At 59.4% G+C, this 26,401-nt stretch carries 22 protein-coding genes; 9 read left to right on the top strand and 13 right to left on the bottom strand.

Annotation, left to right across the window (positions count from 1 at the left end):
• The first annotated feature begins 14 nt into the window (after positions 1-14).
• Genes A1355_RS08380 through A1355_RS08370 form a run of 3 tightly spaced genes read left to right on the top strand, consistent with a single transcriptional unit; the run spans position 15 to position 4,345 of the window.
• Entirely contained in the window at positions 15-1,859 is a 1,845-nt protein-coding gene (locus A1355_RS08380) for a putative porin (RefSeq protein WP_064026938.1), read from the top strand.
• Between the two features lie 9 nt (positions 1,860-1,868).
• Positions 1,869-2,690 carry a hypothetical protein gene (locus A1355_RS08375; protein ID WP_157197802.1) on the top strand — a complete coding sequence of 274 codons (822 nt, stop codon included), beginning with the start codon at positions 1,869-1,871 and terminating at the stop codon, positions 2,688-2,690.
• Positions 2,687-4,345, top strand: a complete 1,659-nt coding sequence (locus A1355_RS08370) for a ShlB/FhaC/HecB family hemolysin secretion/activation protein (protein ID WP_082885444.1) — start codon at positions 2,687-2,689, stop codon at positions 4,343-4,345. The genes A1355_RS08375 and A1355_RS08370 overlap by 4 nt, the downstream gene beginning before the upstream one ends.
• Positions 4,346-4,965: 620 nt before the next feature.
• Here A1355_RS08370 and A1355_RS08355 read toward each other — a convergent pair.
• Positions 4,966-5,823, bottom strand: a complete 858-nt coding sequence (locus A1355_RS08355) for an HDOD domain-containing protein (RefSeq protein WP_064026930.1) — start codon at positions 5,821-5,823, stop codon at positions 4,966-4,968.
• The gene (locus A1355_RS08350; protein ID WP_064026928.1) at positions 5,820-8,324 is read right to left on the bottom strand and encodes an EAL domain-containing protein; all 2,505 of its coding nucleotides are present in this window, start codon (positions 8,322-8,324) and stop codon (positions 5,820-5,822) included. Before A1355_RS08350 ends, A1355_RS08355 begins: the two co-directional genes overlap by 4 nt.
• A gap of 308 nt (positions 8,325-8,632) precedes the next feature.
• Here A1355_RS08350 and A1355_RS08345 point away from each other — a divergent pair, with 308 nt between their 5' ends.
• Positions 8,633-8,965, top strand: coding sequence for a DMT family transporter (locus A1355_RS08345; RefSeq protein ID WP_064026926.1), 333 nt, complete (start codon positions 8,633-8,635; stop codon positions 8,963-8,965).
• A 100-nt stretch (positions 8,966-9,065) separates the two neighbouring features.
• Here A1355_RS08345 and A1355_RS08340 read toward each other — a convergent pair whose 3' ends face one another.
• Positions 9,066-9,338, bottom strand: coding sequence for an oxidative damage protection protein (locus A1355_RS08340; protein WP_064026924.1), 273 nt, complete (start codon positions 9,336-9,338; stop codon positions 9,066-9,068).
• Positions 9,339-9,628: 290 nt separating this feature from the next.
• Here A1355_RS08340 and A1355_RS08330 point away from each other — a divergent pair, with 290 nt between their 5' ends.
• Positions 9,629-10,729, top strand: a complete 1,101-nt coding sequence (locus A1355_RS08330) for an efflux RND transporter periplasmic adaptor subunit (protein ID WP_064026920.1) — start codon at positions 9,629-9,631, stop codon at positions 10,727-10,729.
• On the top strand, positions 10,726-13,830 hold the full coding sequence (locus A1355_RS08325; protein ID WP_064026918.1) for an efflux RND transporter permease subunit: 3,105 nt from the start codon (positions 10,726-10,728) through the stop codon (positions 13,828-13,830). Before A1355_RS08330 ends, A1355_RS08325 begins: the two co-directional genes overlap by 4 nt.
• A gap of 26 nt (positions 13,831-13,856) precedes the next feature.
• On the opposite strand, the gene mutY is transcribed toward A1355_RS08325, so the two are convergent.
• Positions 13,857-14,936 (bottom strand): A/G-specific adenine glycosylase, encoded by a 1,080-nt coding sequence (gene mutY / locus A1355_RS08320; RefSeq protein ID WP_064026916.1) that lies wholly within the window; start codon positions 14,934-14,936, stop codon positions 13,857-13,859.
• Between the two features lie 526 nt (positions 14,937-15,462).
• On the opposite strand from mutY, the gene A1355_RS08310 reads away from it, so the two are divergent.
• Positions 15,463-15,837 (top strand): Rieske (2Fe-2S) protein, encoded by a 375-nt coding sequence (locus A1355_RS08310; protein ID WP_064026911.1) that lies wholly within the window; start codon positions 15,463-15,465, stop codon positions 15,835-15,837.
• A gap of 12 nt (positions 15,838-15,849) precedes the next feature.
• Here A1355_RS08310 and A1355_RS08305 read toward each other — a convergent pair whose 3' ends face one another.
• From A1355_RS08305 to A1355_RS08270, 8 genes are all read right to left on the bottom strand, one after another.
• Positions 15,850-16,518, bottom strand: a complete 669-nt coding sequence (locus A1355_RS08305) for an NAD(P)H-dependent oxidoreductase (RefSeq protein ID WP_175463756.1) — start codon at positions 16,516-16,518, stop codon at positions 15,850-15,852.
• Between the two features lie 123 nt (positions 16,519-16,641).
• Entirely contained in the window at positions 16,642-17,394 is a 753-nt protein-coding gene (locus tag A1355_RS08300; RefSeq protein ID WP_064026909.1) for a DUF5765 domain-containing protein, read from the bottom strand.
• A 238-nt stretch (positions 17,395-17,632) separates the two neighbouring features.
• Positions 17,633-19,837: a primosomal protein N' gene (locus A1355_RS08295; protein ID WP_064026906.1), complete on the bottom strand. Its 2,205-nt coding sequence runs from the start codon at positions 19,835-19,837 to the stop codon at positions 17,633-17,635.
• A gap of 339 nt (positions 19,838-20,176) precedes the next feature.
• Positions 20,177-20,689, bottom strand: a complete 513-nt coding sequence (locus tag A1355_RS08290) for a disulfide bond formation protein B (protein WP_064026903.1) — start codon at positions 20,687-20,689, stop codon at positions 20,177-20,179.
• A gap of 126 nt (positions 20,690-20,815) precedes the next feature.
• Entirely contained in the window at positions 20,816-21,520 is a 705-nt protein-coding gene (locus A1355_RS08285) for a potassium channel family protein (RefSeq protein ID WP_064026901.1), read from the bottom strand.
• Positions 21,517-23,121, bottom strand: a complete 1,605-nt coding sequence (locus A1355_RS08280; RefSeq protein ID WP_064026899.1) for an NAD-binding protein — start codon at positions 23,119-23,121, stop codon at positions 21,517-21,519. The genes A1355_RS08285 and A1355_RS08280 overlap by 4 nt, the downstream gene beginning before the upstream one ends.
• A 3-nt stretch (positions 23,122-23,124) precedes the next feature.
• Entirely contained in the window at positions 23,125-23,853 is a 729-nt protein-coding gene (locus A1355_RS08275; protein WP_064026897.1) for an SDR family oxidoreductase, read from the bottom strand.
• Complete coding sequence (locus A1355_RS08270) at positions 23,841-24,833, bottom strand: SPL family radical SAM protein (RefSeq protein WP_064026895.1); 993 nt, start codon at positions 24,831-24,833, stop codon at positions 23,841-23,843. The genes A1355_RS08275 and A1355_RS08270 overlap by 13 nt, the downstream gene beginning before the upstream one ends.
• A gap of 109 nt (positions 24,834-24,942) precedes the next feature.
• On the opposite strand from A1355_RS08270, the gene ribF reads away from it, so the two are divergent.
• Together ribF and A1355_RS08260 are read left to right on the top strand one after the other, a co-directional pair.
• Positions 24,943-25,884: a bifunctional riboflavin kinase/FAD synthetase gene (gene ribF / locus A1355_RS08265; protein ID WP_064026893.1), complete on the top strand. Its 942-nt coding sequence runs from the start codon at positions 24,943-24,945 to the stop codon at positions 25,882-25,884.
• Entirely contained in the window at positions 25,881-26,111 is a 231-nt protein-coding gene (locus tag A1355_RS08260; RefSeq protein WP_064026891.1) for a DUF1289 domain-containing protein, read from the top strand. The genes ribF and A1355_RS08260 overlap by 4 nt, the downstream gene beginning before the upstream one ends.
• 89 nt (positions 26,112-26,200) lie before the next feature.
• Here the strand turns inward: A1355_RS08260 and A1355_RS08255 are convergent.
• The coding region (locus A1355_RS08255; RefSeq protein ID WP_197471750.1) for a DNA polymerase III subunit chi at positions 26,201-26,401 on the bottom strand (201 nt) is incomplete at its 5' end.

The raw sequence follows: 26,401 nt of genomic DNA, 5'->3' as shown, positions 1-26,401 counted from the left end.
GCGAAAACACCACGATGAATACCGCGATCAAACCCCTGGTTCTACTGTTGATTGGCGGCGCGACGACGGCCGCCCAGGCCGCCGCGCCCGGCGACGAAGTCATCCCGGTCAAGAAATCCACGTTGGTGAATTTGGTGGACCTGCTGGTGCAGCGGGGCGTCTTGAAACCCGACGAGGGCCAGGGTTTGGTGCGGGCGGCCGAACAGGAAGCCGCCGAAACCCAAGCCGCGCAAGTCAAAAGCAATGAAGCCAAAGCGGCGACCTCGACCGCGGAAGATGCCGGGGAGCCGGGTAATTCGGCTCCCAAAACCGGCAAAACCAAGCACGTCGGCTACGTACCGGAATTCGTCAAAAAGGAGATCCGCGACCAGGTACGGGCCGAGTTGAAGGCCGAGGTGTTGCAGGACGTCAAACAAGACGCCAAAACCGAAGGTTGGGGCATCCCCGCCGCGCTGCCGGAATGGGTGGCGGCGATTCATCCCAGCTTCGATATGCGGGTGCGTTTTGCCGACGAGTTTTACGGCAAGGAAAATGCCGGGGGGATCGCGAATGCCGGTCTGGATGCCGCCGGCAATTTTTTCGGCCCTTACAACTGGTTGGCGATCAACCGGCTCGCCAACAGTCCGCAAGGCGGCTTGCAGCGGCAGGTTTCTCAAAACCCTAATGAGGCCATCGTCAACAACCAAATCGATCGTTTGCGGCTGCGGGAACGTTTCCGTTTGGGTTTCGAAGCCAATTTGAGCGACGGCTTGAAAGCCGGCGTCCGCTTTGCGACCAGCAATCTGAACAACCCGGTCTCCAACGACCAGACCTTGGGCAACACCGGCCAGTCCTACCAGTTCGCGATCGACCGCGCCTATCTGCGATACGACTACCTGGACGAGCGAAAAACTTCCTGGTTCAGCCTGTACGCCGGGCGCATCATCAATCCCTTCCTGTCCACCGATGTGGTGTTCGACCCGGATTTGAGCTTCGAAGGCGTGGCCGGTAGTGTACGTTTCCCGTTCAATCGCGGTACCAGCAAATTGGCCGGCTATAAAGCGCCAAATCCGACCGCCCGCTTCGGCATCAACCAAGGTCAGCAAACCCCGGACAGTTTGTTCTTGACGCTGGGCGTGTTTCCGTTGCAAGACATCGACGTGTCGGTTAACGACAAATGGCTGTACGCCGGTCAGGTCGGCGCCGACTGGCTGGTGTGGCATGATTCCCGGCTGAATCTGGCGGCATCGTATTACGAATTCCAGAACGTCAACGCCCGCCGCAACCCGATCGGCAGCCACGTCTACGATTGGACCGCGCCGCAGTTCGTCCAGAAAGGCAACTCGATGGTGGCGATTACCGACGATCAGACCTTGAACGGTGTGTGCGACGATACGGTCGGTTGTTTATTCGGCCTGGCCTCGCGGTTTAAGGTGTTCAATGCCACCGCGATGTTCGACTACGCCGGCTTCGACCCGGTTCATGTATTGCTGACCGCCGATTACGCCAAAAACTTGGGCTACAACCAGCAAAAAATCCTGACCGAATTCGCCAACGGTGTCGTCAACTACACCGACAGCCGGCCGCGCACCACCGCTTATCAGATTCGCGCCGATATCGGCCAAGTCGAGGTTCGTCATTTCGGCGACTGGAGTGTCAATTTGGCTTACCGCTACGTGCAGCGCGACGCGGTGTTGGACGCCTTCACCGACTCGATTTTCCATCTGGGCGGTACCAATGCCAAGGGCTGGGTGATCGGCACCCAATACGGTCTGTCCAAATACGCCTGGCTCAATCTGCGCTGGCTTAGCACCGATGCGATCGACGGCCCCAAATACAGCATCGACACTGTCAACGTCGATCTGAACGCACGGTTTTAGGCGATGGCGATGCGTTGGATTGGTTTATCAGGTATAGCGGTATTGTGGCTGCTGGCCGGCCTCGAAACCGGTCGGGCCGAACCCAAGCCGGCACCCGTCGGCGACAGTGCGATCAAGAAAGCCCAGGGCATCATCCGCCAGCTTAGCCAGGAAAAATCCGCGCTGGAGGCGGAAAAAGCCGTATGGCTGGCCGACAAGGCAACTTTGGAGGGCAAACTCAAATTACTCGAAAATCAGGCCAGATTGCTGCCGGCACTGCAGGACCAGGTGGAACGCTACAAAGCCGGCTTGGACAGCGTGCGCGGTAGCCTGGAAAATCAGTTGGTCCAACAGCGTCAGCGCGAACAGGCCTTGCTGCAAAAGCATAACGACATGGTTTTGCAGGCCCGCGCCATCCGCGAAGATAACACGGTGTTGGTGCAAGCGGTGCAAGAACGCGAGCGATGGATTAGCCAATGCGGCGAATTGAACCGTCAGCTGCGCGAGGTCGGCCGGGACATCGTGCAACACAGTGGCGATAAAAGTCTGCTCGAACAACTGGCCGAGCTGGAACCGATCACCGGGATTGCCCAAGTGCAAAACGAGGCGCAAGCCGAAACCTATCGCTATCACTTGCGGCAATTGAAAGTCACGCCGTTCGAAGCCGTAGTGCCGGTACAATCCGACGGTGCGCCCGCCGCCGCCGCGGCAATGCCGGCCGAACCGGCGTCGACCGGGGCACCTGACGCCGGTGCGGCAGAGCCGGTTGATAACGCGGAATCGCCGGATGCCGGCCAAGCGGCGCGGTCGGCCGATGACACCGCGAGTCACGGTCGGGGGGCTGGCCGATGAGCCGCATCGCGCCTTTTGCCGTTGCGCTCGGGCTAAGCCTGGCCGTCACGACGGTTCAAGCGCAAACTGCGGCAGCCGCGCCCACCGGTGCCGGCGCCACGGGTGCCGATCGCGCCGCCAATGCCGAGACGGTCGCCGCCGAATGGGCGGGCGAGCAGAAACCCCGATTCGACGTTTTCGATTATCAAATCGACGGCAACACGCTGCTAGACGACGAAACCCTGGAAAAAGCCGTTTATCCCTTCCTCGGTCCGGATAAGAGCGTCGACGAGGTCGAACGGGCCCGCGCGGCGCTGGAGCAAGCCTACCGTCAGGCCGGCTATCCGACCGTGGTCGTGTCGATTCCGGAGCAGGACGTGGCGGGCGACAGCGTGCGCCTACAAGTACTGGAAGGCAGCATCGAAACCGTCTACATCAGCGGTTCGCGTTATTACGCGCTGGGCACGATCCGCGAAGGCTTGCCGGCGCTGGCCGAGGGTCAAGTCCCGCACATGCCGCGACTGCAGGAGCAAATGAACACGCTGGCCAAGCAATCGGCCGACCGTAACGTCACGCCGGTGTTCCGGGCCGGTTCGACGCCGGGCAAAATGGAAGTGGAACTGAAGGTCAAGGACGAATTGCCGCTGCATGGCAGCGTCGAAATGAACAGCCGCAACTCCGAGCGCACCAGTTACTCCCGACTGCTGGGCTCGCTACGCTACGACAACCTGTGGCAGGCTTTTCATAGCGCCTCCTTGCAATACCAGGTCTCGCCGCAAGTCAGCGAAGAAGTCGAAGTCTGGTCCGGCACCTACGTGCTGCCGACCGGTTGGGCCGACACCCGTTTGGCGCTATACGGCATAGGCATCAGCTCCAACACCCAACTCGGCGTCAATATCGGCGGCTTGTCGGTGGTCGGTACCGGCTCGATCTACGGCGCGCGGCTGGTCAAGCCGCTGGCGGGCTCTTCCGAAAGTATTTTTCACAATCTGACCTTCGGCTTCGACTATAAAAGTTTCGGTCAGCAGATTGCCAGCTTCACCGAGAATACGCCGATCAGCTATGCAGGGTTCATGGCCGGCTACGACGGAACGCGGCGCGGCGACGGCTACGCCAGCAGTCTGAACTTGGCCGGTCATTTCAGTTTTCGCGGCTTGGGTAATGATGCCGCCGAATTCGAGCGCAAGCGGGCCGGAGCCACCCCTAACTATTTCTACCTGACTGGCGACGTGAAACACCAGCAGCTACTGCCCTGGGATTTTCGCTTGCAAGCCAGGGCCAGCGGCCAGGCCAGCATCGGAAAACTGATCAGCAACGAGCAATTCGCGGCCGGCGGACCGCTCAGCGTGCGCGGTTATCATCAGACCCAGGTTCTGGCGGACCATGGTGTCAATCTGTCTCTGGAGTTTTACAGCCCGCACTTGCTGCCTGCCGACTGGGACGCCGCGCAAAATCTGCGCTTGCTGGGTTTTATCGACTGGGCCAGATTGTGGACAGACGCGCCGATCGCGCCGACTCCGGCGGTCGAACAACTCGCTTCGGCCGGTTTGGGCCTGCGTATGCAATGGTTCAAGCGCCTGCTCGGCGAACTGGATTGGAGTTATCCCTTTCACGGCCAAAGCAGTGTTTCCGCCGGCCAACAGCGCGTGGATTTTCGGTTGGTTTACGAATTTTAGGGCTGCAAATCAAACGGCTTTCGTAGCGTTTGCCGATCGCCGGAAGGCTAACGGAGTTCAACGGATTGCGGAGGCAAGACAACCTTTAGTGATGACAGCCAACAAGTCGGATCGGTGTTTATAAATCCCATCCCGTTCGTCGGTTCTCAAGAAGCTGAAACCGTGATAGAGAAAAAGCGCGCGGATAACTTCATCAGAGCCGGACGATCAATTAAGCGCCTTCACGAAGAAACCGAAACGACCTTCGACAAGGCTTTCCCGAGCGAGGCCGAAGGACTCGGGACAAACGGTCGAGACTAAACTGAACGGCAATGGGTGCTGGGCAAGGAAGGCCGTTCGAACCAGGGGCGCTGGTAACGCGTGTCGCGGTAACGCTCATTGCGGTGCAAAAAGCCGGCTTGCGATTGATTTTGGTGCGGCTTTTCGGCGGGCGGCGCCGGGCGGATCGGTGTGAAGGCCGGTAGCGTGGGACATGCAAGGGTTGGCACCGGATTTGCTTAATTAAAATCGTAACTCCTGGCTGTTCCTCCTGTCCTCTCCCGTGGGACTCACACCCTCCGCTTCTGACCGGGCCGAGGGTATTTTTTTGCGCCGAGTGCGGCCTTGGGTTTTGGAGGGGCTCAGTCGCTCAGCAGCGGCATGGTGCTTTGAAACTGCCGACGGGCTTGCGCGGTGAGTTTGGCAAGCCGCTCGCCGTCCAATTTCAGGCGCGACCAAGCCACGCCGTTGACTTGCAATTGGCGCGCCTCGCACACCTCGTCATCTTGGAGCGTTTCGGCCAGCAGATTGGCGGTATAGATGACATCGGCCATCGTCTTGCCGCCGCCGGGTAGATAATGGGTATGGTGCAGCGCGATCGCGTGTTGAATATCCACCGGAAAATTCCAACGTTTGGCAACTTCGCTGCCCAGCAGGGTATGGTCGAAACCGAAGGTTTCCCGTTCCAGTTGCAGCGGCGACAAGCCGCTTTCTTCGCTGAGTTCGCCTAATCGGGCGACGTCGTGCGGAAAACAGCTCCACATTACCAATTTGCCGATGTCGTGCAGTAGGCCAGCGGTGAACGCGGCGTCAGGGTTTAGGCCTGTGCCGCCCGCCAACAGCTTCGCGCACACCGCGGCGGCGACATTGTGCCGCCAGAATGCCCGCCAGTCGAAATACTTTTCCATGCCGGTAAAGACGTTGATCAGGCCGGCGGTCAAGACCAAACCGCGCACGTTGGTGAACCCGAGCATGGCGATGGCTTCGCTGATCGAGCCGATCTGCCCGGATACCCCGTAAAACGGTGAGTTGGCGACTCGCATCAAGCGAGCCACTAGCGCCTGGTCGTGGGCGATTTTATTGGCCAGCGTGGCGATATTGACGTTCTCGTCGCCGAAGTTTTCCAGTAATTCTACGACCAATCCAGGCAGCGACGGCAGCTGCCGAATGCTGTCCAGAACTTTGTCGAGATTGCCGGCGTATTGGGATCTTTCAGTCATTGTCTCGGGTTTTCCTGACCGGATTCCGGCCAAAGCATCAGGATGCGTCCGCGCGAAACGCTGTCGGCTCCCATGGTTCGACAAAGCGCCCATGCGGATAGGCCGCCGGTCAGCACGATGCGCCGCTCGCGGCCGTCGGGATCGGCCAGTACCGCCAGCGCGGCGGCCGGCAGGCGCAGGGAGGCCTCGCAGCTCAGCAACGGTATGCCGTCGTCGCTGGCCAGCAAGCGGTTGGCCTGGCGATTGGCCATTACGATCAAACCGTCGTCGTCGATGCCGATCACCGCGGTCGGCAAATGTTCCAGGATTTCCCTGGACACTTGCAGCATGTTGATGCCCCGGCCGAGTTCCCGGGTTTTTTCGGCGATGCGCCGCTCCAAGTCCCGATTGATGGCCGACAGCTCGGCGTTGGCCTGTTCCAAGGCCCGGCCCAGCGCGGCATTCTCCAGCGTCAATTCGTAGCGTTGAAAAGCTTCGCGCACCGCGTCGCGCAGATGCTCCTCGCGCCAGGGTTTGTTCAAGAATTTATAGATGGCACCCTGATTGATCGCGTCGGTCACGGTCTGGATGTCGTTGAACCCGGACAGAATGATGCGAGCCGTGGCCGGGTAAAGATCCTTGACCTTGCGGAAAAATTCGACGCCGCTCATGCCCGGCATGCGCTGGCCGGACACGATGACGCCGACTCGCTGCCTGGCCAGTATCTCCAGTGCCTCGCCGCCGCCGGTCGCGGTCATAATCCGGTAGCCGTCGCCGTCGAGTTGACGCACCAAGGCTTCGACGACCTTAGTTTCGTCGTCGACCACCAGCAGACGGCGCTCCTCGCTGTCGCCGCCGCCGCGCCGGGCGGCCAATCGATCGAAACGCCGGTAAAAGTCGATGAATTCATCGGCCGGTAATGGTTTGCCCAGAAAATAGCCCTGCACTTCGTTGCAACGGTGATTGGCTAGAAAATTCAATTGGCCTTCGGTTTCTACGCCTTCGGCGATGACCCGCAGGCGCAGTTCGTGGGCCATGCTGATGATAGAGCGGACCAGCGCGGCGACGTTGGGGTCGCTGGTCAGCTCGCGGGTAAAGGATTGGTCGATCTTGACCGTCGTGACCGGAAAACGGCTCAGATAACTCAGCGACGAATAGCCGGTGCCGAAGTCGTCGACGGCCAAGCAGATGCCCATCGCCCGTAGCGCTCGCAACGTACCTATCGACTCCTCGACGTTGCGCATCAACAGGCTTTCGGTCAGCTCCAGTTCCAATAATCTGGGGTCCAGACCGGTTTCCCGCAGTACCGCCTCGATGCAATCGGCCATGCTGTGTTCGGTGAATTGTACCGGCGACAGATTGATGGCCATTCTTAACGGGGGCAGGCCGGCCGCGCGCCAGGCGCCGACCTGGCGGCAACCGGTTTCCAGCACCCACCGTCCCAACGGCACGATCAATGCGGTTTCCTCGGCGATCTTGATGAATTCGGCCGGCGAGATCCAACCCAGCGTCGGATGCCGCCAACGCGCCAAGGCTTCGACGCCGATGATGCGGCCGCTATCCAGATCGATCTGCGGTTGATAATGCAGAGCCAGCTGGCGGTGCTCCAAGGCCAAGCGCAATTCGTTTTCCAGATGCAGCCGGTGGGCGTTGGCGGCATTCATTTCGTCGGAAAAATACAGATACCGGTTCTTGCCTTGTTCCTTGGCGCGGTACATCGCGGTGTCGGCGCGTTTCAGCAACACCACCGCGTCGGCGCCGTCTTTCGGAAAGGCGCAAACGCCGATACTGACCGTCAAAAACAAGGTGTGACCGTCGATGTAAAACGGCGCCGCCAGCAAATCGAGAATTTTCTGAGCGATGCAATGAATGTCTTCGAATTTGCCTATTCCGGTGGCGAGAATCACGAATTCGTCGCCGCCCAATCTGGCCACGGTGTCGGCTTCGCGGATACCGCTGTCCAGTCGCACCGATGCCGCCACCAATAACTTATCGCCGATTTCGTGGCCCAAACTGTCGTTGATCAGTTTGAAACGGTCGAAGTCTATCGACAGTACCGCTAGCCAGTGCTCGCTACGTCCGGCCAGCGCGATGGCTTGGCCGATACGGTCCAGCATCAGGTTGCGGTTGGGCAGGCCGGTCAATTCGTCGCGACTTGCCGCTTGCGTTGCCACAGCCGCGCGCTCGGCGGCGTAGATCAGCATCGTGCCATGCAAGGCGGCCGGCCGGTCCGACTCGGCCGCGGCGGTGCTCAGTTGCAGTCGCGCGGGCATTTGCGCGCCGTCCGCGCGGGCGACTCGACACTCGGTCCCGCTCGGCGAGAGCTGTGTCAATAAGTGCCGGTCTTCGGGGATGACCACGGTTTGCCAGAAATACGGAATTCGCCGCCAATGTTCGGCGGGGTAACCCAGTCGTTCGGTCTGGTCTGAGACGTAACGGCACAAGCCGGTCCGCGGATCGGCTTCCCACGCGATAGTCCAGATTCGTTGCAACAACTGATAACTTTCCGGATCGGCGATCATGGTACCTTGAGTAGCGGAAGCGGAACGAACAAGCGGTTAGATGTCATTTCAGTGAGAGTGGGTGCGGACCGGTCGACTTGGCGGACGAAACGCGGCGCAAACCTCCAAAAGGTAGTCGAAATCCGGGATTTGCCAATGGCGCGAACTTCCGACCGCGCCCTCGTCTAATGCCGTATTGACGTCGACGCGGGTCGCCGACGCCGGAATTCCGCAAAATGCCGGAGCCGCTGGCGCGCGTTGGGATAAGCTCCCCGCGCGCGGCAAGGCGCCCGGACATTGTCCCAATCAAATTCAGGATAGTTTCCAGTATGACGCATTGGCTTTATTTGGCCGTATCCATTCTGACCGAAGTCGCGGCGAGCTCGCTGCTCAAGTACAGCGACGGTTTTTCCAAGCCGTGGCCCTCGTTGGCCATCGCGATCGGCTACGGTCTGTCGTTTTATTGCTTTTCGGTGGCGCTACGCACGATCCCGATCAGCATAGGCTATGCGGTTTGGGCCGGGCTTGGCATTGTCGGCATCGGCTTGATCGACGTTGCCCTGTTCGGCCAGAAGCTGGACGGACCGGCACTGACCGGTATCGGCTTGGTGGTGGCCGGTGTCGTGACGCTGAGTCTGTTTTCCAATTCGGTCGGGCATTAAGGATTTAGCGCTCAAACGGCTGGCCGGCCGGATCTCACGCTAGCGCGTCAGCCGCGATCAGAGGCTCGCCGGCCGTGCCTTAAGCCCGCGCCGGGCGATCTTACTCTTTTCGCGGCACGTAGCCGTTCGGCACTTGGAAACCGCCGGCAAACAGGAATTTTTCCCGTTCGATCTCCAGGACCTTCTTGGCGTAGGGATCGAAACTGGATAAGCGCTGCTCGTTAATGATCATAGTCTGCATCGCCAGCCAGTCTTTCCAGGCTTGTTTGGAAACCTGTTCGAAAATACGTTGGCCCTTGGGGCCGGGAAACGGCGGCGAGTCTAGGCCCTCCGCTTCCACACCCAGTTTTACGCATTGAACCATTCTTGTCATAGTGAACCTCGCTCTCGTTAGGTGGTCACAGCTGCTCCGAAACGTGCCGGAAGCCGTGAGTATTCCGGCCAGCGTTATACCAAAGCACGGGTTCCGCTTCCATCACATTGTTGATAGGGTTATTGGAGACGATGCCAACTTCGCCGATCGTAACCTCGGAACGCGGCGGTGCGGTTTTACCGTTCCGTTTTGCCGGATCGACAATGTATGAAAGAATCGGCGACGGTACCAACCCAGGCCCGATTCGGCAATCCGCCGGATCGGGCCTCCACTTCATATAGATCACGGACATGACGACCTTTTGCTTTCGCGGCACTGTTTTCCTCGCCGCTTGGATGTTTTTTGCCGGCTGCGGTAGCGACGTGCCGGCCACAGAATCGACTCCCGCCACCAACCCCGCCCTGAGTGTGACGACGATACAGCCCGCCGGTCGGGATATTCCGCTGATGCTGGCCGCCAACGGTTCGATCGCCGCCTGGCAGGAGGCGATCATCGGCGCCGAGGTCGGCGATCTGCGGCTGGCCGAAGTCCGTGCCCAGGTCGGCGACGCAGTGCGCAAGGGTCAGGTGCTGGCGCTACTGGATGCCGAAACGGTGCAGGCGGACCTTGCCCAAGCCAAGGCCATATTGGCCGAGACCAAGGCCAGCCTGGAAGAGGCCAAACTCAACGCCGACCGCACCCGCCATTCCACCTCGTCGTTGGCGCTTAGCGCCCAACAAGTCGCCCAATATCTGACCGGCGAAAAGACCGCCCAGGCCAAGGTCGAATCGGCTCAGGCCCAAGTGGACGCACAGTTGTTGCGCCTCAAGCATACCCAAGTGGTCGCCAGCGACGACGGCGTGATTTCGGCGCGCAACGCGACCTTGGGCGCGGTGGCTTCGGCCGGCCAGGAATTATTTCGCTTGATTCGGCAGAGCCGCCTGGAATGGCGCGCCGAAGTCACCGCCGCCGAAATCGCCAAATTGCGGCCGGGACTGGAAGTGACGGTCGAGGTGCCCAATGTCGGCCGGACGCCCGGCAAAGTCCGTCAGTTGGCGCCAACCCTGGACCCGCAAAGCCGCAACGGTCTGGTTTACGTTGACCTGCCGGACGCCGTTCGCCAAGGCCTGCGAGCCGGTATGTTCGCCAGGGGCGAATTTGCCCTGGGCGCCAGTCCCGCGCTGATCGTGCCGCAAACCGCGGTGTCCTTGCGCGAAGGTTTCAGCTACGTGTTCAAGCTCGGCGAGCGCCAGGGAGACCTGGCCAAGGTGGCCCTGGTCAAGGTTCAACTCGGCCGGCGCAGCGGCGACGATCTGGAAGTACTGGCCGGCATCAGCGCCGGCGACCAGCTGGTGGCCGGCGGCGTGTCCTTCCTGGCCGACGGCGATCTGGTGCGGGTGGTGCCGAAATGAACGTCTCCGCTTGGTGCATCCGCAATCCGATTCCGGCCCTGATGCTGTTCGTGCTGCTGGGTTTCGGCGGTTTACAAGGCTTCAAGGCGATGAAAGTCCAGAACTTTCCCGATCTGGACTTGCCGACCGTGACCTTGACCGCCAATCTGCCCGGCGCGTCGCCGGCCCAATTGGAAACCGACGTGGCCCGCAAGCTGGAAAACTCGCTGGCCACGCTGCAAGGCCTTAAGCACCTCTACACCAAGATCTACGACGGCAACGTGGTGATCAACGCCGAATTTCGCCTGGAAAAACCGGTGCAGGAAGCGGTGGACGATGTGCGCTCGGCGGTCTCCAAGGTGCGCGCCGACTTGCCGGCCGACTTGCGCGAGCCGGTCGTGACCAAATTGGATCTGGCCGGCGCGCCGATACTGGCGCTGACCGTGTCCTCGGACAAACGCGACGACGAAGCGCTGTCCTGGTTCGTCGAGGATACCGTCGCCAAGCGACTGCTGGCGGTGCGCGGCGTCGGCGCGGTGACCCGAGTCGGCGGCGTCAGCCGCGAAATCGGCATCGCGTTGGACCCGGTCAAACTACAGGCGCTGGGCGTCAGCGCCGCCGACATTTCCCGGCAACTGCGCCAGGTGCAGCAGGAAAGCGCCGGCGGCCGCACCGATCTTGGCAGCGGCGAGCAGCCCTTGCGCACGCTGGCGAAAGTCGCCTCGGTCGAGGAATTACGGCCGCTGCAACTGGCCTTACCCGACGGCCGGCGCATCCGCCTGGATCAAGTCGCCGACCTGAACGATTCGGTGGCCGAGCCGCGCGCGCTGGCCTTGCTGGACGGCCGGCCGGTGGTCGGCTTCGAGGTTACCCGTAGCCGGGGCGCCGGCGAAGTCGAAGTTGGCGCCGGCGTGCAACAGGCCTTGGCCGGGCTGAAACAAAGCTATCCGGACATCGAGTTTACCGAGGCCTTCAATTTCGTCGAACCGGTCGCCGAAGAATTTCAAGGCTCGATGACGATGATCTACGAAGGCGCGCTGCTGGCGGTCATCGTGGTCTGGCTGTTTTTGCGGGACTGGCGTGCTACCTTCGTCTCGGCGGTGGCGTTGCCCTTGTCGGTGATCCCGTCGTTTCTGGGCATGTATTTGCTGGGTTTTTCGTTGAACGTGATTACCTTGCTGGCGCTGTCGCTGGTGATCGGCATTCTGGTCGACGACGCGATCGTCGAAGTCGAAAACATCGTCCGTCACCAGCGCATGGGCAAGACGCCCTATCAAGCGGCGCTGGAAGCGGCCGACGAAATAGGTCTGGCCGTCGTCGCCACCACGTTCGCGTTGGTGGCGGTGTTTTTGCCGACCGCGTTCATGAGCGGGGTGCCGGGGCGTTTTTTCAAACAATTCGGCTGGACCGCCGCGCTGGCCATCATCGCCTCGCTGATTGTGGCCCGGATGTTGACGCCGATGATGTCGGCTTATCTGTTGAAGGATCGCGAACACGTCGCGGCGCCCGAAGGTTGGCTGATGCGGACTTACATGAACATGGCGGCCTGGTGCTTGCGCCACCGCATTGTGACGATGGCCGGCGCGCTGGCGTTTTTCATCGGCTCGCTGATGTTGATTCCGCTGTTGCCGACCGGCTTCATCCCGGCCGACGACAATCCGCAAACCCAGGTCTTCGTCGAGCTGTCGCCCGGCGCGACGCTGGCGCAAACCCGCGCCTCGGCCGAACAGGCCCGGCAATTGGTGGCGGCGGTGCCTTACGTCAAAAGCGTCTACACCACGATAGGCGCCGGCGCGGCCGGTAGCGACCCGATGGTAATGAGCATGGGTACCAGCGAGGTGCGCAAGGCGACGCTGACCATCACTCTGGCCGCCCGCCGCGACCGGCCGGTGCGCAAGCAAACGATAGAAAATGACATTCGGATCGCGCTGCAACGTTTGCCCGGCGTGCGTACCAAGGTCGGCTTGGGCGCGTCCGGCGAAAAATACGTGCTGGTGTTGAGTGGCGACGATCCGCAGGCCTTGAGCAAGGCCGCCGGCGATGTCGAGCGCGATTTGCGCACGATACCCGGCCTGGGCAGCATTGCCTCCAGCGCGGCCTTGATCCGCCCGGAAATCGCGGTGCGTCCCGACTTCGCCCGCGCCGCCGATCTGGGCGTCACCACCGCCGCGTTGGCCGAAACCCTGCGCATCGCGACGATAGGCGACTACGACTGGTCGCTCCCCAAACTCAACCTGAGCCAGCGGCAAGTGCCGATCGTCGTCAAACTGGCGAGTGCCGGCCGCCAGGATTTGGCGGTGCTGGAACGTTTGACGGTGCCGTCCAACAAGCCCAACGCCGGTTCGGTGCTGGTCGGCCAGGTCGCCAAGCTGGAGCTGTCCAGCGGCCCGGCCCTGATCGACCGCTACGACCGCGCCCGCAACGTCAATTTCGAAATCGAACTCAACGGCCAACCGCTCGGCGACGTCGCCAATGCCGCGCATCAGTTGCCCAGCATCCGCCACCTGCCGGCCGGCGTGCGCTTGCTCAGCATCGGCGATGCCGAAATGATGGAGGAGTTGTTCGGCAGTTTCGGTTCGGCGATGTTGACCGGCGTGTTGTGCATCTTCGTGGTGTTGGTATTGCTGTTTAAGGACTTCATCCAACCTGTCACGATTTTGACCGCGCTGCCGTTGTCGTTCGGCGGCGGCTTCGTCGCATTGCTGATCGCCGGCAAGGCCTTCTCGATGCCGTCGCTGATCGGCCTGGTGATGCTGATGGGCATCGCCACCAAAAACTCCATTCTGCTGGTGGAATACGCCATCGTCGCTCGCCGCGAGCATGGCCTGAGCCGCGGCGAAGCGCTGCTGGACGCCTGCCGCAAGCGGGCTAGGCCCATCGTGATGACCACGATCGCGATGGGCGCCGGCATGCTGCCGATCGCGTTGGGCATGGGTGCCGCCGACGCCTCGTTTCGCAGTCCGATGGCGATCGCGGTGATCGGCGGCTTGGTCACGTCGACGCTGCTCAGCCTATTGGTGATTCCGGTGGCCTATTGCTATCTGGACGATTTGAAAATGAGCTTGGCGCGCGGCTACGCTCGGTGGTTGAGCTGGTTGAATCGGCGGGCGGCGCAAGCCTGATCGTGGTATCCGTTGGCCGCCGGCGCCTAAAGGAGGCGCGGACCGGGGGAAATAACCGCGCCGTCCGATTCGGGCATTTGCGCCAACAGCTGTTTGATCGGCGTCGGCAAACCCAGGGCGGCCCAGGCCTCCGGGGCTTGCCAGGCAAAAGTCGCGGGGTCGGCGATCGCGGCGACTTCCGCCAAGCTGGCTAATAACGGCGTGTAGTCCAGGTGATAATGCGAAAAGGTATGGCGGCGTTGCGCTAAGGTCGCGACGGCCGCCAAACGATAGCCGCGTTCGCGACACCAGATTTCGGCGCTCGGCCGATCCGGAAACTCCGGCAAACTCCACAAGCCGCCCCAGATACCGGTTGGCGGACGCTTTTCCAGCAAGATCGCGCCGTCGCGCGCGGTCAACAGCAGCATATAACATTGTTTGACCGGCAAAGCCTTACGCGGTTTGGCTGCCGGCAATTGCCGAACCAATCCCCGATGTTTGGCCTCGCATCCGGCCTGGACCGGGCAAATCTCGCACAGCGGCTTGGCGCGGGTACACAACGTCGCGCCCAAATCCATCATCGCCTGGGTATAGTCGCCGGTTCGGTGTTTCGGCGTGTAGGTCTCCGCGAGCTGCCAGAGTTGGGCCGCGACCCTGGTCTCGCCCGGCCAGCCATGGATCGCGTGAAAGCGCGTCAATACCCGTTTGACGTTGCCGTCCAATATCGGTTGGCTTTGCCCGCCGGCAATGCTGAGTATCGCGCCGGCCGTCGAGCGGCCGATGCCGGGCAAGGCGCTCAGCGCTTCGACGGTTTGCGGAAACTCGCCGCCGTTCGCCGCGACGAGGCGCGCGGTCTTGTGCAGATTGCGGGCACGGGCGTAATAACCCAGTCCGGCCCAATGCTGCAACACATCGTCCAGTTCCGCGTCCGCCAAATGCCGAATGGTCGGGAATCGGTCCATGAAGCGCTGGAAATAGCCGATCACGCTGGCTACTTGAGTCTGCTGCAACATGATCTCCGACACCCAAACCCGGTAGGGATTAATGTCTTGTTGCCAAGGTAAATCCCTGCGGCCATGTAGGTCGAACCATGCGAAGAGTTGTTGTTGGAAGTGGGCGGGTGACACGGAAGGAATATTGAAGCGGCTCGGTGAAATGGGATGACGATCCCACGGAAGGGTTCCTGAATCAAGCGTGATTATAGAGCTTGCTATTTGCGGTCGGCGGTTTATTCCACAACTACCGCCCGTCGAATTTTCACGACCTGATGTTTTCCTATGCCGGTCTGGGCAGTCCGCGTTCGGGATTGAACGAAAAGACCGGCGAGCGAGGCCGGAAACCGGGGCATATCGGGTTGGGCGTCCGGTTTTCGGCACTCGACGATGCTGGACCACGCGGGATTGGGCCGACCTACAACAGTCTGGCTAGATCCGCCGGCGGGACGCGGAAATGGGCGCTCCGACGGCGCAAAAATCAGATCAGCATGTAAACGCGGGCTGCGCTTATCTGCCTAAGGTTAGCCTGACGCCGGTTGTCGTGGCCCGTTACTCTCGGCGGATACGCTCGACGGCGGTAAATCCGTCGCGCATTCAGTCATCGTGTCGTATCATCGGTCGCCAGTGACCCGTTTGCCCTTTCCGAGGAGCCGTTCTGATGAGTAAGAGCCATCCCGTCCCGATTTGCCGAAGCGATCAGTTAGCCGAGCTGGGTAAGTGGTGCTTTTCGGTGCTATACCGGGGAGCGCCCGAACCGGCCTTGGTGGTGCGTTTTAACGGCACGGTGTTCGGCTATTTGAATCATTGCGCCCATATGCCGAGGACGCTGGATTGCGAACGCGACGGCGTGTTCGATCCGTCCGGCCGTTACCTGCAATGCTCGATGCACGGCATTTGTTACGATCCGGTGAGCGGACGATCGTTGAGCGAAATTTGTCTGGATAAGAGTCTGACGGCGATCAAGGTCGACGAGCAACAGGGTTGGATTTACCTGATCGACAAGCACGCCAGGCTGGAACCGTCGGAGTCGTAAGGTTCGCGGCACCTAGCGCCATTCGATGACCGCGCTGGCTTCCTGGCGGGTTTTCGGGCGAGCCGGCGGGTTTTTCCGGTAACCGAAAGCCACCAGATAAGCGACGCTCCATTGTTCGAGGTCGATGCCGATCTCGGCGGCCAGAGCCTGTTCCAAACCGTTGCGCTCGAAGCCTTCGATCGGACAGGAGTCTATGCCGATTAGGGCTGCCGCCGTCATCATATTGGCCAGCGGAATATAGGTCTGCTTGCCGGCCCAGTCGTTGATGGCGCGTTCCGATTCCAGCAGCGCGAAGTCGTGCTTTTGAAATTTTTCCAGTACTTGGGTGCGGGCCTGGGCGGCGTCTTCCGGGTAATGCTGAACCTCGCGCATGAAACCTTGCACATAGTCGCTGTCGTAGCGCAGGTCGCGGCTTTTGCGGCACAGCGTCAAGATCAGGTGGCTGGCGGTCGGCAACTGTTTTTGGCCGCCCCAGATATGCGGACGCAATTTCTCGCGCAATGTCGGGGTCTGAATCACCAGAAACTTCCAGGGCTCCAGGCCGAACGAACACGGCGACAGCCTAGCGGTTTCCAGTATGAAGTCGAAGTCCGCGCCGGCGATTTTGCGCTCGGCATCGAATTCCTTGCAGGCGTGGCGGAAGTGGAAGGCTTCCAGAATTGCGGGTTTATTGATCGTCATCGCATCCTCGTGGCGAACGGTGGACTAAGGGTTTGCACGGAACCGAGGTTTGGACGGCGGCCTTGCCGGCATTGGCCGGCAAGGCTTATAAGCGAGGGTCTGGCCTCGGTTTTCGGGTTAATGCTAAAGGCTATCGCCCACTTCTCGGTGGTAAAACGGCCATTTCTTGACGTGCAAATATTTGCGGATCGGGGTTTTGATGACCGACACGCACAGCGCGATCGAAAACAAACACCAGACCGCGCAATACTCGTTCGGATCGTCGGTGGTGACGTCCGAAATCCACGGTCCGATCAAATAATGGAAACCGACGAAACGCCATGAACCATAAATGATGGGCAGATAAAACGCCGCCAAAATATAGGAAAACGCATGTAGGCCCCAGTTGAAGCCGAACAGCCACTCGACCGGATTGGACATCAAGCCGTTCAACGGCATTTTCCAGGCGATATGCCAGGCGCCCGACACCGAACAGGTCTGCGCGCCGCAGAAGCCTTCGACGCCTTCGACGCAGTTGCCGGCCCAAGCGAACGGATACATTTTAATCAACATCGCCAGCGAGCTGATCGCGCACAGCGTATAGACGGTAGTCCTGATTTTGAGCTTGACGCTCTCCGGAATGAAATACATCGCTACCATGTTGACGAAAAACGGCTGGAAGGCGATATGCACGTAGCCGAGCAGCGTCAGTATCTGATTGTTCGGGTTGTCGCATAGATTGATGTACACATAGGTTGCCGCCTGCAACAATTCCATCAACGCGAAATAAGTCAACGGAATCCAAAGTTCCTTGGACTCGCCTTTGTACGCCACGTAAACGGCGGTGGTCAAACCGGCGGCGGCTAATACGCCCGACGCTTCTCCGCTCCAACACATTGAAAAGTACCCCCTTTCGTAATTTTAATTATGTGATTGCCATTCGGATTGGGGTGGGGTGCTAGTCCCGCCGCCATAGACCGCAATCTTCCGGGCGGGGTGTTCGGTGAGCCCGAAGTGTTGGCCTGGCGAATACCCCTAGTTTTTGCCGCGACCTCGAGCCGCGAAAAAGCGGCGAATTATCCCATAAAACCCTTCACTTACCGGCGGCTTTTTGCCAGGCGATCGCGGCGGCTACTCAATACAAGTCCAGCGGATCGACATCCAGCGACCAACGCACCGATCTGGCCTCGCGTAAGTCGGCGAGGCGGGGAACCCAAAAATCCAGTAGCCGCTGCAAAGCTGGGCGCTTATCGCTTTGCAGCAGTATTTGGTATCGGTATAACCCAGCGCGTCTGACCATCGGTGCGCTAACCGGGCCGAGCACTTGCACGCCGGACTGTGTAAAGTCGGTCAGACATTGAATGGCTGCCCCCAAAAATTGCTGCGGAGCGCCGGCGTTGCCGGCTTGCGCCCGCAACAGGGCTTGATAGCCGAAGGGGGGCAGTCCGGCGGCGCGGCGTTCGCTAAGCGCGGTTTCGGCGAAAGCTCGATAGCCGTGGCTCAGCAGGTTATGCAGCAGCGCGTGTCGCGGATGACGGGTTTGTAGGATCACCCGGCCGGGCAATTCGGCCCGGCCGGCCCGGCCGGCGACTTGCACGATCAACTGCGCCAATTTCTCTCCGCCGCGAAAGTCGATGCTGAACAGGCCGCTGTCGATATCCAGGATCGCGACCAAGGTCACATTCGGAAAGTGGTGGCCCTTGGCCAGCATTTGCGTGCCGAGCACGATATCGGCGTCGCCGCGATGAATTTGCTGCAAATAGCCTTCGAGCGCGCCCTTGCACTGCGTGGTGTCGCGGTCCAGGCGGACGATGCGGTGGCCGGCGAACAACTCCTTCAGCGTTTCTTCGATGCGTTCGGTGCCCAGGCCGAGCGCCTGCAACTCGCCGACGCCGCAGGCCGGACACTGCCGAGGCAAGGCTTGCTCGTAGCCGCAATGATGGCAGCGCAATTTGTGTATGCCGGCGTGGATGACCAGATTGGCGTCGCAACGGTGACAGCGCGATACCCAACCGCAATCGTGGCAGATTTGCACAGGCGCATAACCGCGCCGGTTTAGAAACAGCAGCACTTGCCGGCCTTCGGCGAGTTCCGCGCCGATCGCTGTTACCAATGGCTCCGACAGACCGGCTTGCAGTTTTTTGCCGCGAATGTCCAATACCTGGAATGCCGGCGGCTTGGCGTTGCCGGCTCGGTGCGGTAAGTGCGACAGACGGTAGCGGCCCTGGGCTACGTTGGCCAGACTCTCCAGCGACGGCGTCGCCGAGCCCATCACCACCGGAATATTCAGCAGCTTGGCTCTGGCGATCGCGACATCGCGCGCCGAAAATCGAAACCCGTCCTGTTGTTTGAAGGAGCCGTCGTGTTCCTCGTCCAACACGATCAGGCCGGGTTCCCGAAGCGGCGTAAACAGCGCGGATCGAGTGCCGAGCAGTATGCGCGCAACGCCGGCGCGCATGCTCAGCCAGGCTTGTTGGCGTTGCCGGTCGGTCAGATTCGAGTGAAAGGTTTCGATCCCCACCCCGAAGCGCTGCCGAAACCGCTGTTCCAATTGCGGTGTCAGATTGATTTCAGGCAGCAATACCAAGACTTGCAGCCCCAAAGCCAGGGTTCGGGCGATGATCTGCATGTAGACTTCGGTTTTGCCGCTGCCGGTCACCCCCTCCAACAAATGCACCGCGAACCGGCCCAGGTCGGCGCCGACCGCGTCTATCGCGGCTTGCTGATCCGGATTGGCGGCCAGCGCGGCACCGAGCACCACCGGACCATCCGACGGGTCCGGCATTCGCGGCTCGACCAAACCTTTGTCGATCAACGCCCGCAGGGCCGGCTTGTGTCCGGCCAATTCGGCCGCCGACCAAGCCGGTTCGCGGCTGAGCATTCGCCGCAGCAAATCTTTTTGCCGAGTGGCGCGTCCCAAATCGACATCAGGCGCCCGGCCGGCCGCGGTCGGCGCGAAATAACGCTCGCACTGCAATGTGGCCGGCAAACCTTGGCGTAACGCGGTCGGAAATGCCGTTGCCACTACTTCACCGATCGGATGGTGGTAGTAGCGGGCAGCCCATTCCAGCAACTGCAAATCGAGAGCCGACAACAACGGGGTGTTGTCCAGTAGCTCGATGACCGGCTTAATCGAGCGACTGGCTAGCGTCGAGCCGTTGGCGCTACCCATGACGACGCCGACGCATTGACGCTTGCCGAACGGCACCAAAACCCTGGCGCCACGCTGAAATTCCGCCGAATTGCCGAGTTCGGAAGGTCGGTAATCGAACAATCTGTCCAACGGAACCGGCACCGCAATTTTTAAAATCAAACTGTCGGCGGCATCGCATTTAGCCATTTTTGATGAGTTGTTTTCGATGTTGCATCGCTAAGTGATTATGTCGGCTAAGGAATTTAAGTTACCCACAAAACCTGTGGATAACTCTGTGGATGGAGGCGAATACGGACCGCTTAGTGTCGGATTTAATTACAGATTTGTTAAATTGCGTAAATTTGAGCCAATGTAATTTATCTTTAGTTATCAATGGCTTGAAATCAATCTTCGGCAGGCTCCATCGTTTTCCGTCTAGGCGGTGAGGCTTCGGGCGTTTGCTCCGTTTTTGTGCATAACTTGTTACAAAACTGAGGGAAATAACACAGCTTGGAGAAGGAAACCCTGTCCGATATTCGACAATGCTTATTCGCTAATATGCGGTGTCGAATCGCCCCATAGCAGCCCGGCCCAGGTCGCCAGCAACAGGAAAGCAAACAAGGTCCAGGCCGGTATGCTCAATCCCAGTAAGGTCCAGTCGATCTTGGCGCATTCGCCGGTGCCGCTCAACATCAATTTGATGGTGTCGGCCAACGGGAAATTCTGAAATACGTATTCTAGGCCGGGGCTGCATTCCGGTACCTCCTCCGGCGGCAAATGCTGCAACCACACGTGACGGGCGGAAACGCTGGCGCCGATCAATGCGGCGGCGGCGGCCAAAACCGCATAGATCTTACGGGCGCGGTTGTGCAGGCCCGCCGCCAGGAAAATCAAGCCGGTGGCCAGTATGGCCAAGCGCTGCGAAATACACAGCGGACAGGGCTCCAGCTCTTCGACAAATTGCAAATAGGCACCGACGGCCAGCAAACCGGCGCAGGCCATAAAACCGATAAAGAACCGCGCGCGCGGACTGAAATAATCAAAAAGCGAGCTGATCATAACGAATGAGGGCTAAATTTGGAGTATGAAAAATCGGTTCGAAGCGGAGGCTTTCGAACCGCGCTAACCATCCGCGACATGTTAACAACTTCGCGCTGCGATGGCTTATCGGGTCCAAGCATTCCGCTAAATATCGCAAAACTCGTCTTCGACATCTTTTTTAAAAGCCCGAATTTCCCGAGTCGGCCCCAGAATGACCAGAATGTCGCCGGCGTTCAAGCGGCGTTCGGTTTGTTCGCTGACAAACTGCAACTGATCGCCGGCCTGTTGATCGACGATGCCGATCAGTATCAAATTGTATTGTGTCCCCAGCTCCAGTTGCTCGACCGTGCGGCCTTGTAAATAGCTGGTTTGAGGAATCGCGATTTCCGCCATCCGCAAATCGTGGCGGCCGAATACGGTGTGGTCGAAAATATCGGTAATGTCGGGCCGTTTCAGCATGTCGTGAATCTTGCGGCCGCAAATTTCGTAGGGATCGATGATTTTGTTGGCGCCGGCCGCCAGCAGTTTTTCCGCCGATTCCGGGCTGTCGACGATGGCGATGATGACCAGTTTCTTGTCCATCGCTCGCGCCGACAAGGTCAGAAACACGTTTTCGGAGTCGTCGTCGAAAAAACAAAACAGGATGTCGATATCCCGACCGATGCCTATCGATTTCAATTCCTCATCGCTACGAAAATCGATCGTGGCCGAGTCGAAGCCGTTTTCAGCGGCCATCGCGGTATGCAGCGGCCGATGGTCGATAACCAGGATGTCGTGGTGCTCGCGATCCAGGCGGCTGATGGCCTCGAACGACAGGCGGTTGTAGCCGAATACGGCGACCTTTTTCATGGCGACGTCCTATTCCATAAGCGGCGCTGCTCGACCTGATCGCGAAAATGATCGATCCCGTATTTCCGCCCCAGCAACACCAACAAATCGCCATGGCGCAGGATGAATTTTTCTTCGGGATTGAAGTAAAAATGCTGTTGTTTCACCTGGTACTTGTTCTTGTGCTTGAAATGGATGGGATTGTCGCTGATCACGCCCAGCAGCGTCAGCTTGTTTTGCTTCAGGTCCAACTGGCCGATGCGACGGTTGTCTAGCGGCGAGTTTTCGGTGACCAAAACGGTTTCCATCGTAATTTCGGTCTGGTTTTGCAGAATCCCGGAAATCGCCTCGAAGGCCACCGGCTGGCCGACGAATTCGGCGGCCAGCAACCCGGCGACCTCGAAGGGCCGAATCACGTTGTCCGCGCCTGCCTGATAGAGTTTGTTGACGTTTTCGTGGCGGTTGGCGCGGGAAATAATCCGCACATTTTTATTCAAGTGCCGGCCGGTCAGCGTGATGTAAACGTTGACAACGTCGTCGCCGGTGATGCACAAAATCGCGGTGGCGCCGCGATTGATGCCGGCGTTCAGTAACACTTCGTTTTTGCTGGCATCGTTTTGCACCGCCAGATATCCCAGGTTTTTGGCCTGGACGACGTTAGCCTCCTTGCGGTCGATAACGATGAAGGGCTGCTGCTCCCGATGCAGATGGCGGGCGATTTCTTGCCCGACCCGGCCGAAGCCGCAAATGATGATGAAATTTTGGTAGCGGTCCAGTTCGGCATAGGCGCGACTTTCGCGCAGCGACAGCATTTTTTCGGCGAAGGCGGCGATCAGAATCGATGTAAAAAACGACAACACGCCGATGCTGGTTAGGATCAGAAACACCGCGACCCAGCGTCCGCCGGTGGTTTGCGGGGTGATGTCGCCGTAACCGACCGTCGCCAAGGTCACGACGGACCAATAGAAGGCGTCGAACATGGTTTTGATGCTGCCGCCCGCCACCTGGTATTCGAACATATAAATCGCCACGCTGGCGATGAACAGCAAGAAACCGCTGAAAATCAGCAAGGTGGTCAGTTCGTAGCGGCGGCTGGCCAGCACGTTGGCAAACAATTTTGCGCTGTCCGAATAGCGGAACAGCTTGAACAAGCGGAATACGATGAAGATGCGCAAGATGTCCAGCGGTCGATAGCTGGGCAAAATCGCCAAAATATCGATCACCGCGAACGCCGAACTCATGTATTCCAGTTCCTTCGCCAGGATGCGCTTGCCGGCCGCCGGCAAATTGAACGGCAAATTCAAGTAAAGGGCTTTTTCGTATTCTTCGATGATGATTTTGTAGGAATCCGAATAAATCCAACCGCGTAGCAAGTACTCGGTAATGAATACCGCCAGGATGGCCTGCTCGAAATAGCCGCCCATGGTGCTGGCCTGATGTTCGATCCGATACAGCAAAAAGATCACGCTCAACACAATCAAGCCGATCATGATGCTGTCGAAGCGTCGTTTACGCGGGCTATGCGGTTCTTCCAATAGCTGGTAGAAGAATTGTTTGCTGCGCCGGTAGCCTTCGGCCGACTTCAGAAAATACGCGGCGTAAACGATTAGTTTGGAAAGCATGACTCAGGGCTGATGGGGTGGCTTCTTAAAGTCGACGACCTTGCAGGCCGGGCCGAGGTTGATTTCGTCGATCACCAGATGCGGGCCGGCTTGCAATATGTAGAGCGCGGCGTCGGCGACATCGTCGGCACTTAAGGCTTGCCCCGCTTGCTTGCCCGGTGCGAAGTGCAAGGTTTCGAAAAACGCGGTATCGACCATGCCGGGGTTGATCAAGGATACCCGAACGCCGCTCTTGCCGCATTCCTCGCGTAACGCCTGACTAAAACCGCGTAACGCAAACTTGCTGGCGCAATAGATGCTACCGTTACGGCTACCTTTCAGCGCGGCTTCCGAGCCGATGTAGAGCAGGTTGGCGCGAGCTTGTTGCTTGAGTTGGGGCAGCAACGCCCGCGTCAAACAAGCTTGAGCGGTGAAGTTGACGGTCATGAGTTGCTCGATCTGCGCCTGTGAATGTTGCTCGAGCGCGCCGAACCGGCCGTAACCGGCCGCGAACACCACCGCGTCGAGATCCGGAAAGTCCTGCTGCAAACGCTTCGCGAACGGCGCGATAGCGGACAAATCCGCCAAATCCAGCGGCATCGGATAAAAACGAGGATGGACCCACTCGAAACGACGGCTATCGCGGGACGTGCCGATCACGCGATGGCCTAGTTGCAACAGACGCCGGGTGATGGCGCGGCCGATGCCCGAACTCGCGCCGGTGACCAGGATTGCGCGGCTCACGGCATGCACCGGAACAACTGGGCTTCGTCTAGGTATTGCCGTAACATTTCGCTACAGTCGGCGATCATCGATTGTTCCAGGTCGGCGCGATACGAGACCAGGCCGGCCGAGGTTTGCAACGGACTGGCAAACAGGCGTTCGTCCGGATAGAGCTTGTGCATCTTCTTGAAATACGCCTCGGGCAGGCGGAAGGCGCCGAGGCTGACGGAATGCAAGTTTTCGGCATCCAACGTCGCGAAGACTTGCTGGAACAAAGTCCGGTATTGCTCGCGGTAGTCGTGTTGGTAAATCAGCGGATCGAAACGCAGCCCGATCGGCCAGCCCTGTTGTTGCAATTTGGCCGCCGCCTCCAAGCGCTTGGCAAGGCTGGGTGCCTTGGCTTCGACTTGTTCGGCCACCGCGTCCGGCGCCAAGCTAAATGCCACGACGCAACGCGGCCACGGCCGGCGCGTCAGGAGGCTGCGAATTTGGGTGCTCTTGGTACGTAACTCCAGCCAGGCGTTGGGTAGCGTCTCGAAAAACGGCAGGAACTGCTCGGCGAAACCGGTGATCGGTTCCAGGGCCAAGCTGTCGCAATCGTAGCCGGAGAAAAAATAAACGGCCTCATTGGGCGTTTCGGCGCAAATTTGGTCGATTTCACGCTGAAAATCCTCGAAATTGACGAACAACACGTAATTGGCCGACTGGTACATGCCTTGTAAAAAGCAGTAGCGGCAGTCGTACAGGCAATTGAGCATATGCGAGAAGTAGTAATTACGTGTCCCGCCGATGCCGTAACCCGCCGGCGCCGGCAACGCGAATTTCCGGTATTTCTCGGCCAGGATCAACGCCGGCCTTTGCTTTTGCAAGCGAAAATTCTGCGCCCTGGGATTGAAGACTTCGCCGTAGCGCGCGCACTCCACTACGCGCGCTCGAGGAAAGCGGGCGCGTATCGCCGCCGTGCGGGAATGTCCGGCGACGGCGGCTTCGATATACAAGGTATCTATCATGCGGGCATAAACAACGAAGGCGAAAAGTCGGTCGGGCGCTCATTATAAATGACGATAGGCCGGGGTCGGCGCTTGCTGATAGAATCGGCACTTTTAACCCGACACAGCCATGCGATTGATCAGAGGCCTGCACCATCTGGAGCCGTTGCGCGACGGTTGCGCATTGACGATAGGCAATTTCGACGGACTGCACCTTGGCCACCGCCGCGTCATCGAAACCTTGGCCGAGCATGGTCGCCGTCTGCATCTGCCGACCGTGGCAATGGTGTTCGAACCCCAGCCGCTGGAATATTTTCTAGGCGATCACGCTCCGTCCCGGTTGACCCGCTTACGGGAAAAAGCCATTCAATTCGCCAAATTGCCGATAGACGAACTGTTGGTGCTGCCTTTCAATCGGACCCTGGCCGATTGCGATGCCGAACAATTCATCCGCGACATTCTGGTCGAACGCCTGCGCGTCACGCATTTGGTGGTTGGCGACGATTTTCATTTCGGCAAGGCCAGGCGCGGCAATTTCGCGATGCTGCAGCATTTCGGCGAACAGTACGGTTTCGCGGTCGAAGACAGCCATTCCTTCGAAGTCGATAGTTTGCGGGTCAGCAGTACTTTAATTCGCGACGCGCTCAGCGAAGGCCAACTGGCGTTGGCTCGAACCATGTTGGGCCGCGATTTTTCGGTGTGCGGACGGGTAGCGCACGGCGACAAACGCGGTCGCGAACTGGGTTTTCCGACCGCCAACGTACGGATGTTTCGAAAAAATACGCCGATAGTCGGTGTGTACGCCGTGACGATGAGCGGTCTGGACGGTAACGAATATCCTGGGGTTGCCAACGTCGGCACGCGTCCTACCGTCGACGGCGGCGCCAAAGTGGTCTTGGAAACGCATTTATTCGATTTCAATCAAGATATTTACGGCCATTACGTGGAAGTTCATTTCAAACGCAAATTGCGTAACGAAACCCGCTTTGCGTCGTTGGCAGCCTTGAAAGCGCAAATTGAATTGGATGTGGTCGATGCGCGGCGGTTTTTCGCCGAGGAGGAAGCGCGATGAGTGGGCTGGATCGGGTGGCTTCGCCCTGCGTGCGCAATTGTTGTCTGGACGACGAGGATGTTTGCTTGGGATGCTTCCGAAGTTTGTCGGAAATTTGCGGCTGGAGCGTCGCCGACGACCGCGAGCGATTGAGTTGCTTGGCCCGCGCCGAACAGCGCAAAGCGGCCAAAAAGTCGCCGAAAGCTCAAGCAGGAGCCGGCGAGCCGACCGGCGGAATCTCACCGTAAAATCCAAGGAGACAACGGTTACTGCTTCGGATCGGCAAATCACGCAACATTCGCCGATCCGCGCAATGGCGCGCGCCGCCTCGAAAATCTCACATCTTATGGGTCTGAATCGTCAATCCGAGCTGTTGATACCGCCGATAGCGCTGGCGACCGGCTTGTTTGCTGGCTTCACTGTTGTCAAGGATCTCGAGTATCCGCTCGGTCGGAGGCGAGGTCGGCGGAAAGTCGGCGGACAGGTTGACAATGACACCGCGCCAGTTTTCCGGAATATCGCCGACGCCGATCAGAAT

The organism is Methylomonas koyamae (assembly GCF_001644025.1).
GTDB lineage: Bacteria > Pseudomonadota > Gammaproteobacteria > Methylococcales > Methylomonadaceae > Methylomonas > Methylomonas koyamae_A.
Note: the sequence above shows the minus strand (reverse complement) of the source record. Positions and strands in the feature narration are given on the sequence as shown.

Coding starts and splice junctions, on each gene's coding strand:
- ribF (WP_064026893.1), top strand. CDS start 24,943: ATGCGATTGATCAGAGGCCTGCACCATCTGGAGCCGTTGCGCGACGGT.
- A1355_RS08380 (WP_064026938.1), top strand. CDS start 15: ATGAATACCGCGATCAAACCCCTGGTTCTACTGTTGATTGGCGGCGCG.
- A1355_RS08260 (WP_064026891.1), top strand. CDS start 25,881: ATGAGTGGGCTGGATCGGGTGGCTTCGCCCTGCGTGCGCAATTGTTGT.
- A1355_RS08300 (WP_064026909.1), bottom strand. CDS start 17,394: ATGTGTTGGAGCGGAGAAGCGTCGGGCGTATTAGCCGCCGCCGGTTTG.
- A1355_RS08340 (WP_064026924.1), bottom strand. CDS start 9,338: ATGACAAGAATGGTTCAATGCGTAAAACTGGGTGTGGAAGCGGAGGGC.
- A1355_RS08290 (WP_064026903.1), bottom strand. CDS start 20,689: ATGATCAGCTCGCTTTTTGATTATTTCAGTCCGCGCGCGCGGTTCTTT.
- A1355_RS08285 (WP_064026901.1), bottom strand. CDS start 21,520: ATGAAAAAGGTCGCCGTATTCGGCTACAACCGCCTGTCGTTCGAGGCC.
- A1355_RS08310 (WP_064026911.1), top strand. CDS start 15,463: ATGAGTAAGAGCCATCCCGTCCCGATTTGCCGAAGCGATCAGTTAGCC.
- A1355_RS08345 (WP_064026926.1), top strand. CDS start 8,633: ATGACGCATTGGCTTTATTTGGCCGTATCCATTCTGACCGAAGTCGCG.
- A1355_RS08355 (WP_064026930.1), bottom strand. CDS start 5,823: ATGACTGAAAGATCCCAATACGCCGGCAATCTCGACAAAGTTCTGGAC.
- A1355_RS08295 (WP_064026906.1), bottom strand. CDS start 19,837: ATGGCTAAATGCGATGCCGCCGACAGTTTGATTTTAAAAATTGCGGTG.
- A1355_RS08325 (WP_064026918.1), top strand. CDS start 10,726: ATGAACGTCTCCGCTTGGTGCATCCGCAATCCGATTCCGGCCCTGATG.
- A1355_RS08330 (WP_064026920.1), top strand. CDS start 9,629: ATGACGACCTTTTGCTTTCGCGGCACTGTTTTCCTCGCCGCTTGGATG.
- A1355_RS08305 (WP_175463756.1), bottom strand. CDS start 16,518: ATGACGATCAATAAACCCGCAATTCTGGAAGCCTTCCACTTCCGCCAC.
- A1355_RS08350 (WP_064026928.1), bottom strand. CDS start 8,324: ATGATCGCCGATCCGGAAAGTTATCAGTTGTTGCAACGAATCTGGACT.
- A1355_RS08375 (WP_157197802.1), top strand. CDS start 1,869: ATGCGTTGGATTGGTTTATCAGGTATAGCGGTATTGTGGCTGCTGGCC.
- A1355_RS08270 (WP_064026895.1), bottom strand. CDS start 24,833: ATGATAGATACCTTGTATATCGAAGCCGCCGTCGCCGGACATTCCCGC.
- A1355_RS08370 (WP_082885444.1), top strand. CDS start 2,687: ATGAGCCGCATCGCGCCTTTTGCCGTTGCGCTCGGGCTAAGCCTGGCC.
- A1355_RS08280 (WP_064026899.1), bottom strand. CDS start 23,121: ATGCTTTCCAAACTAATCGTTTACGCCGCGTATTTTCTGAAGTCGGCC.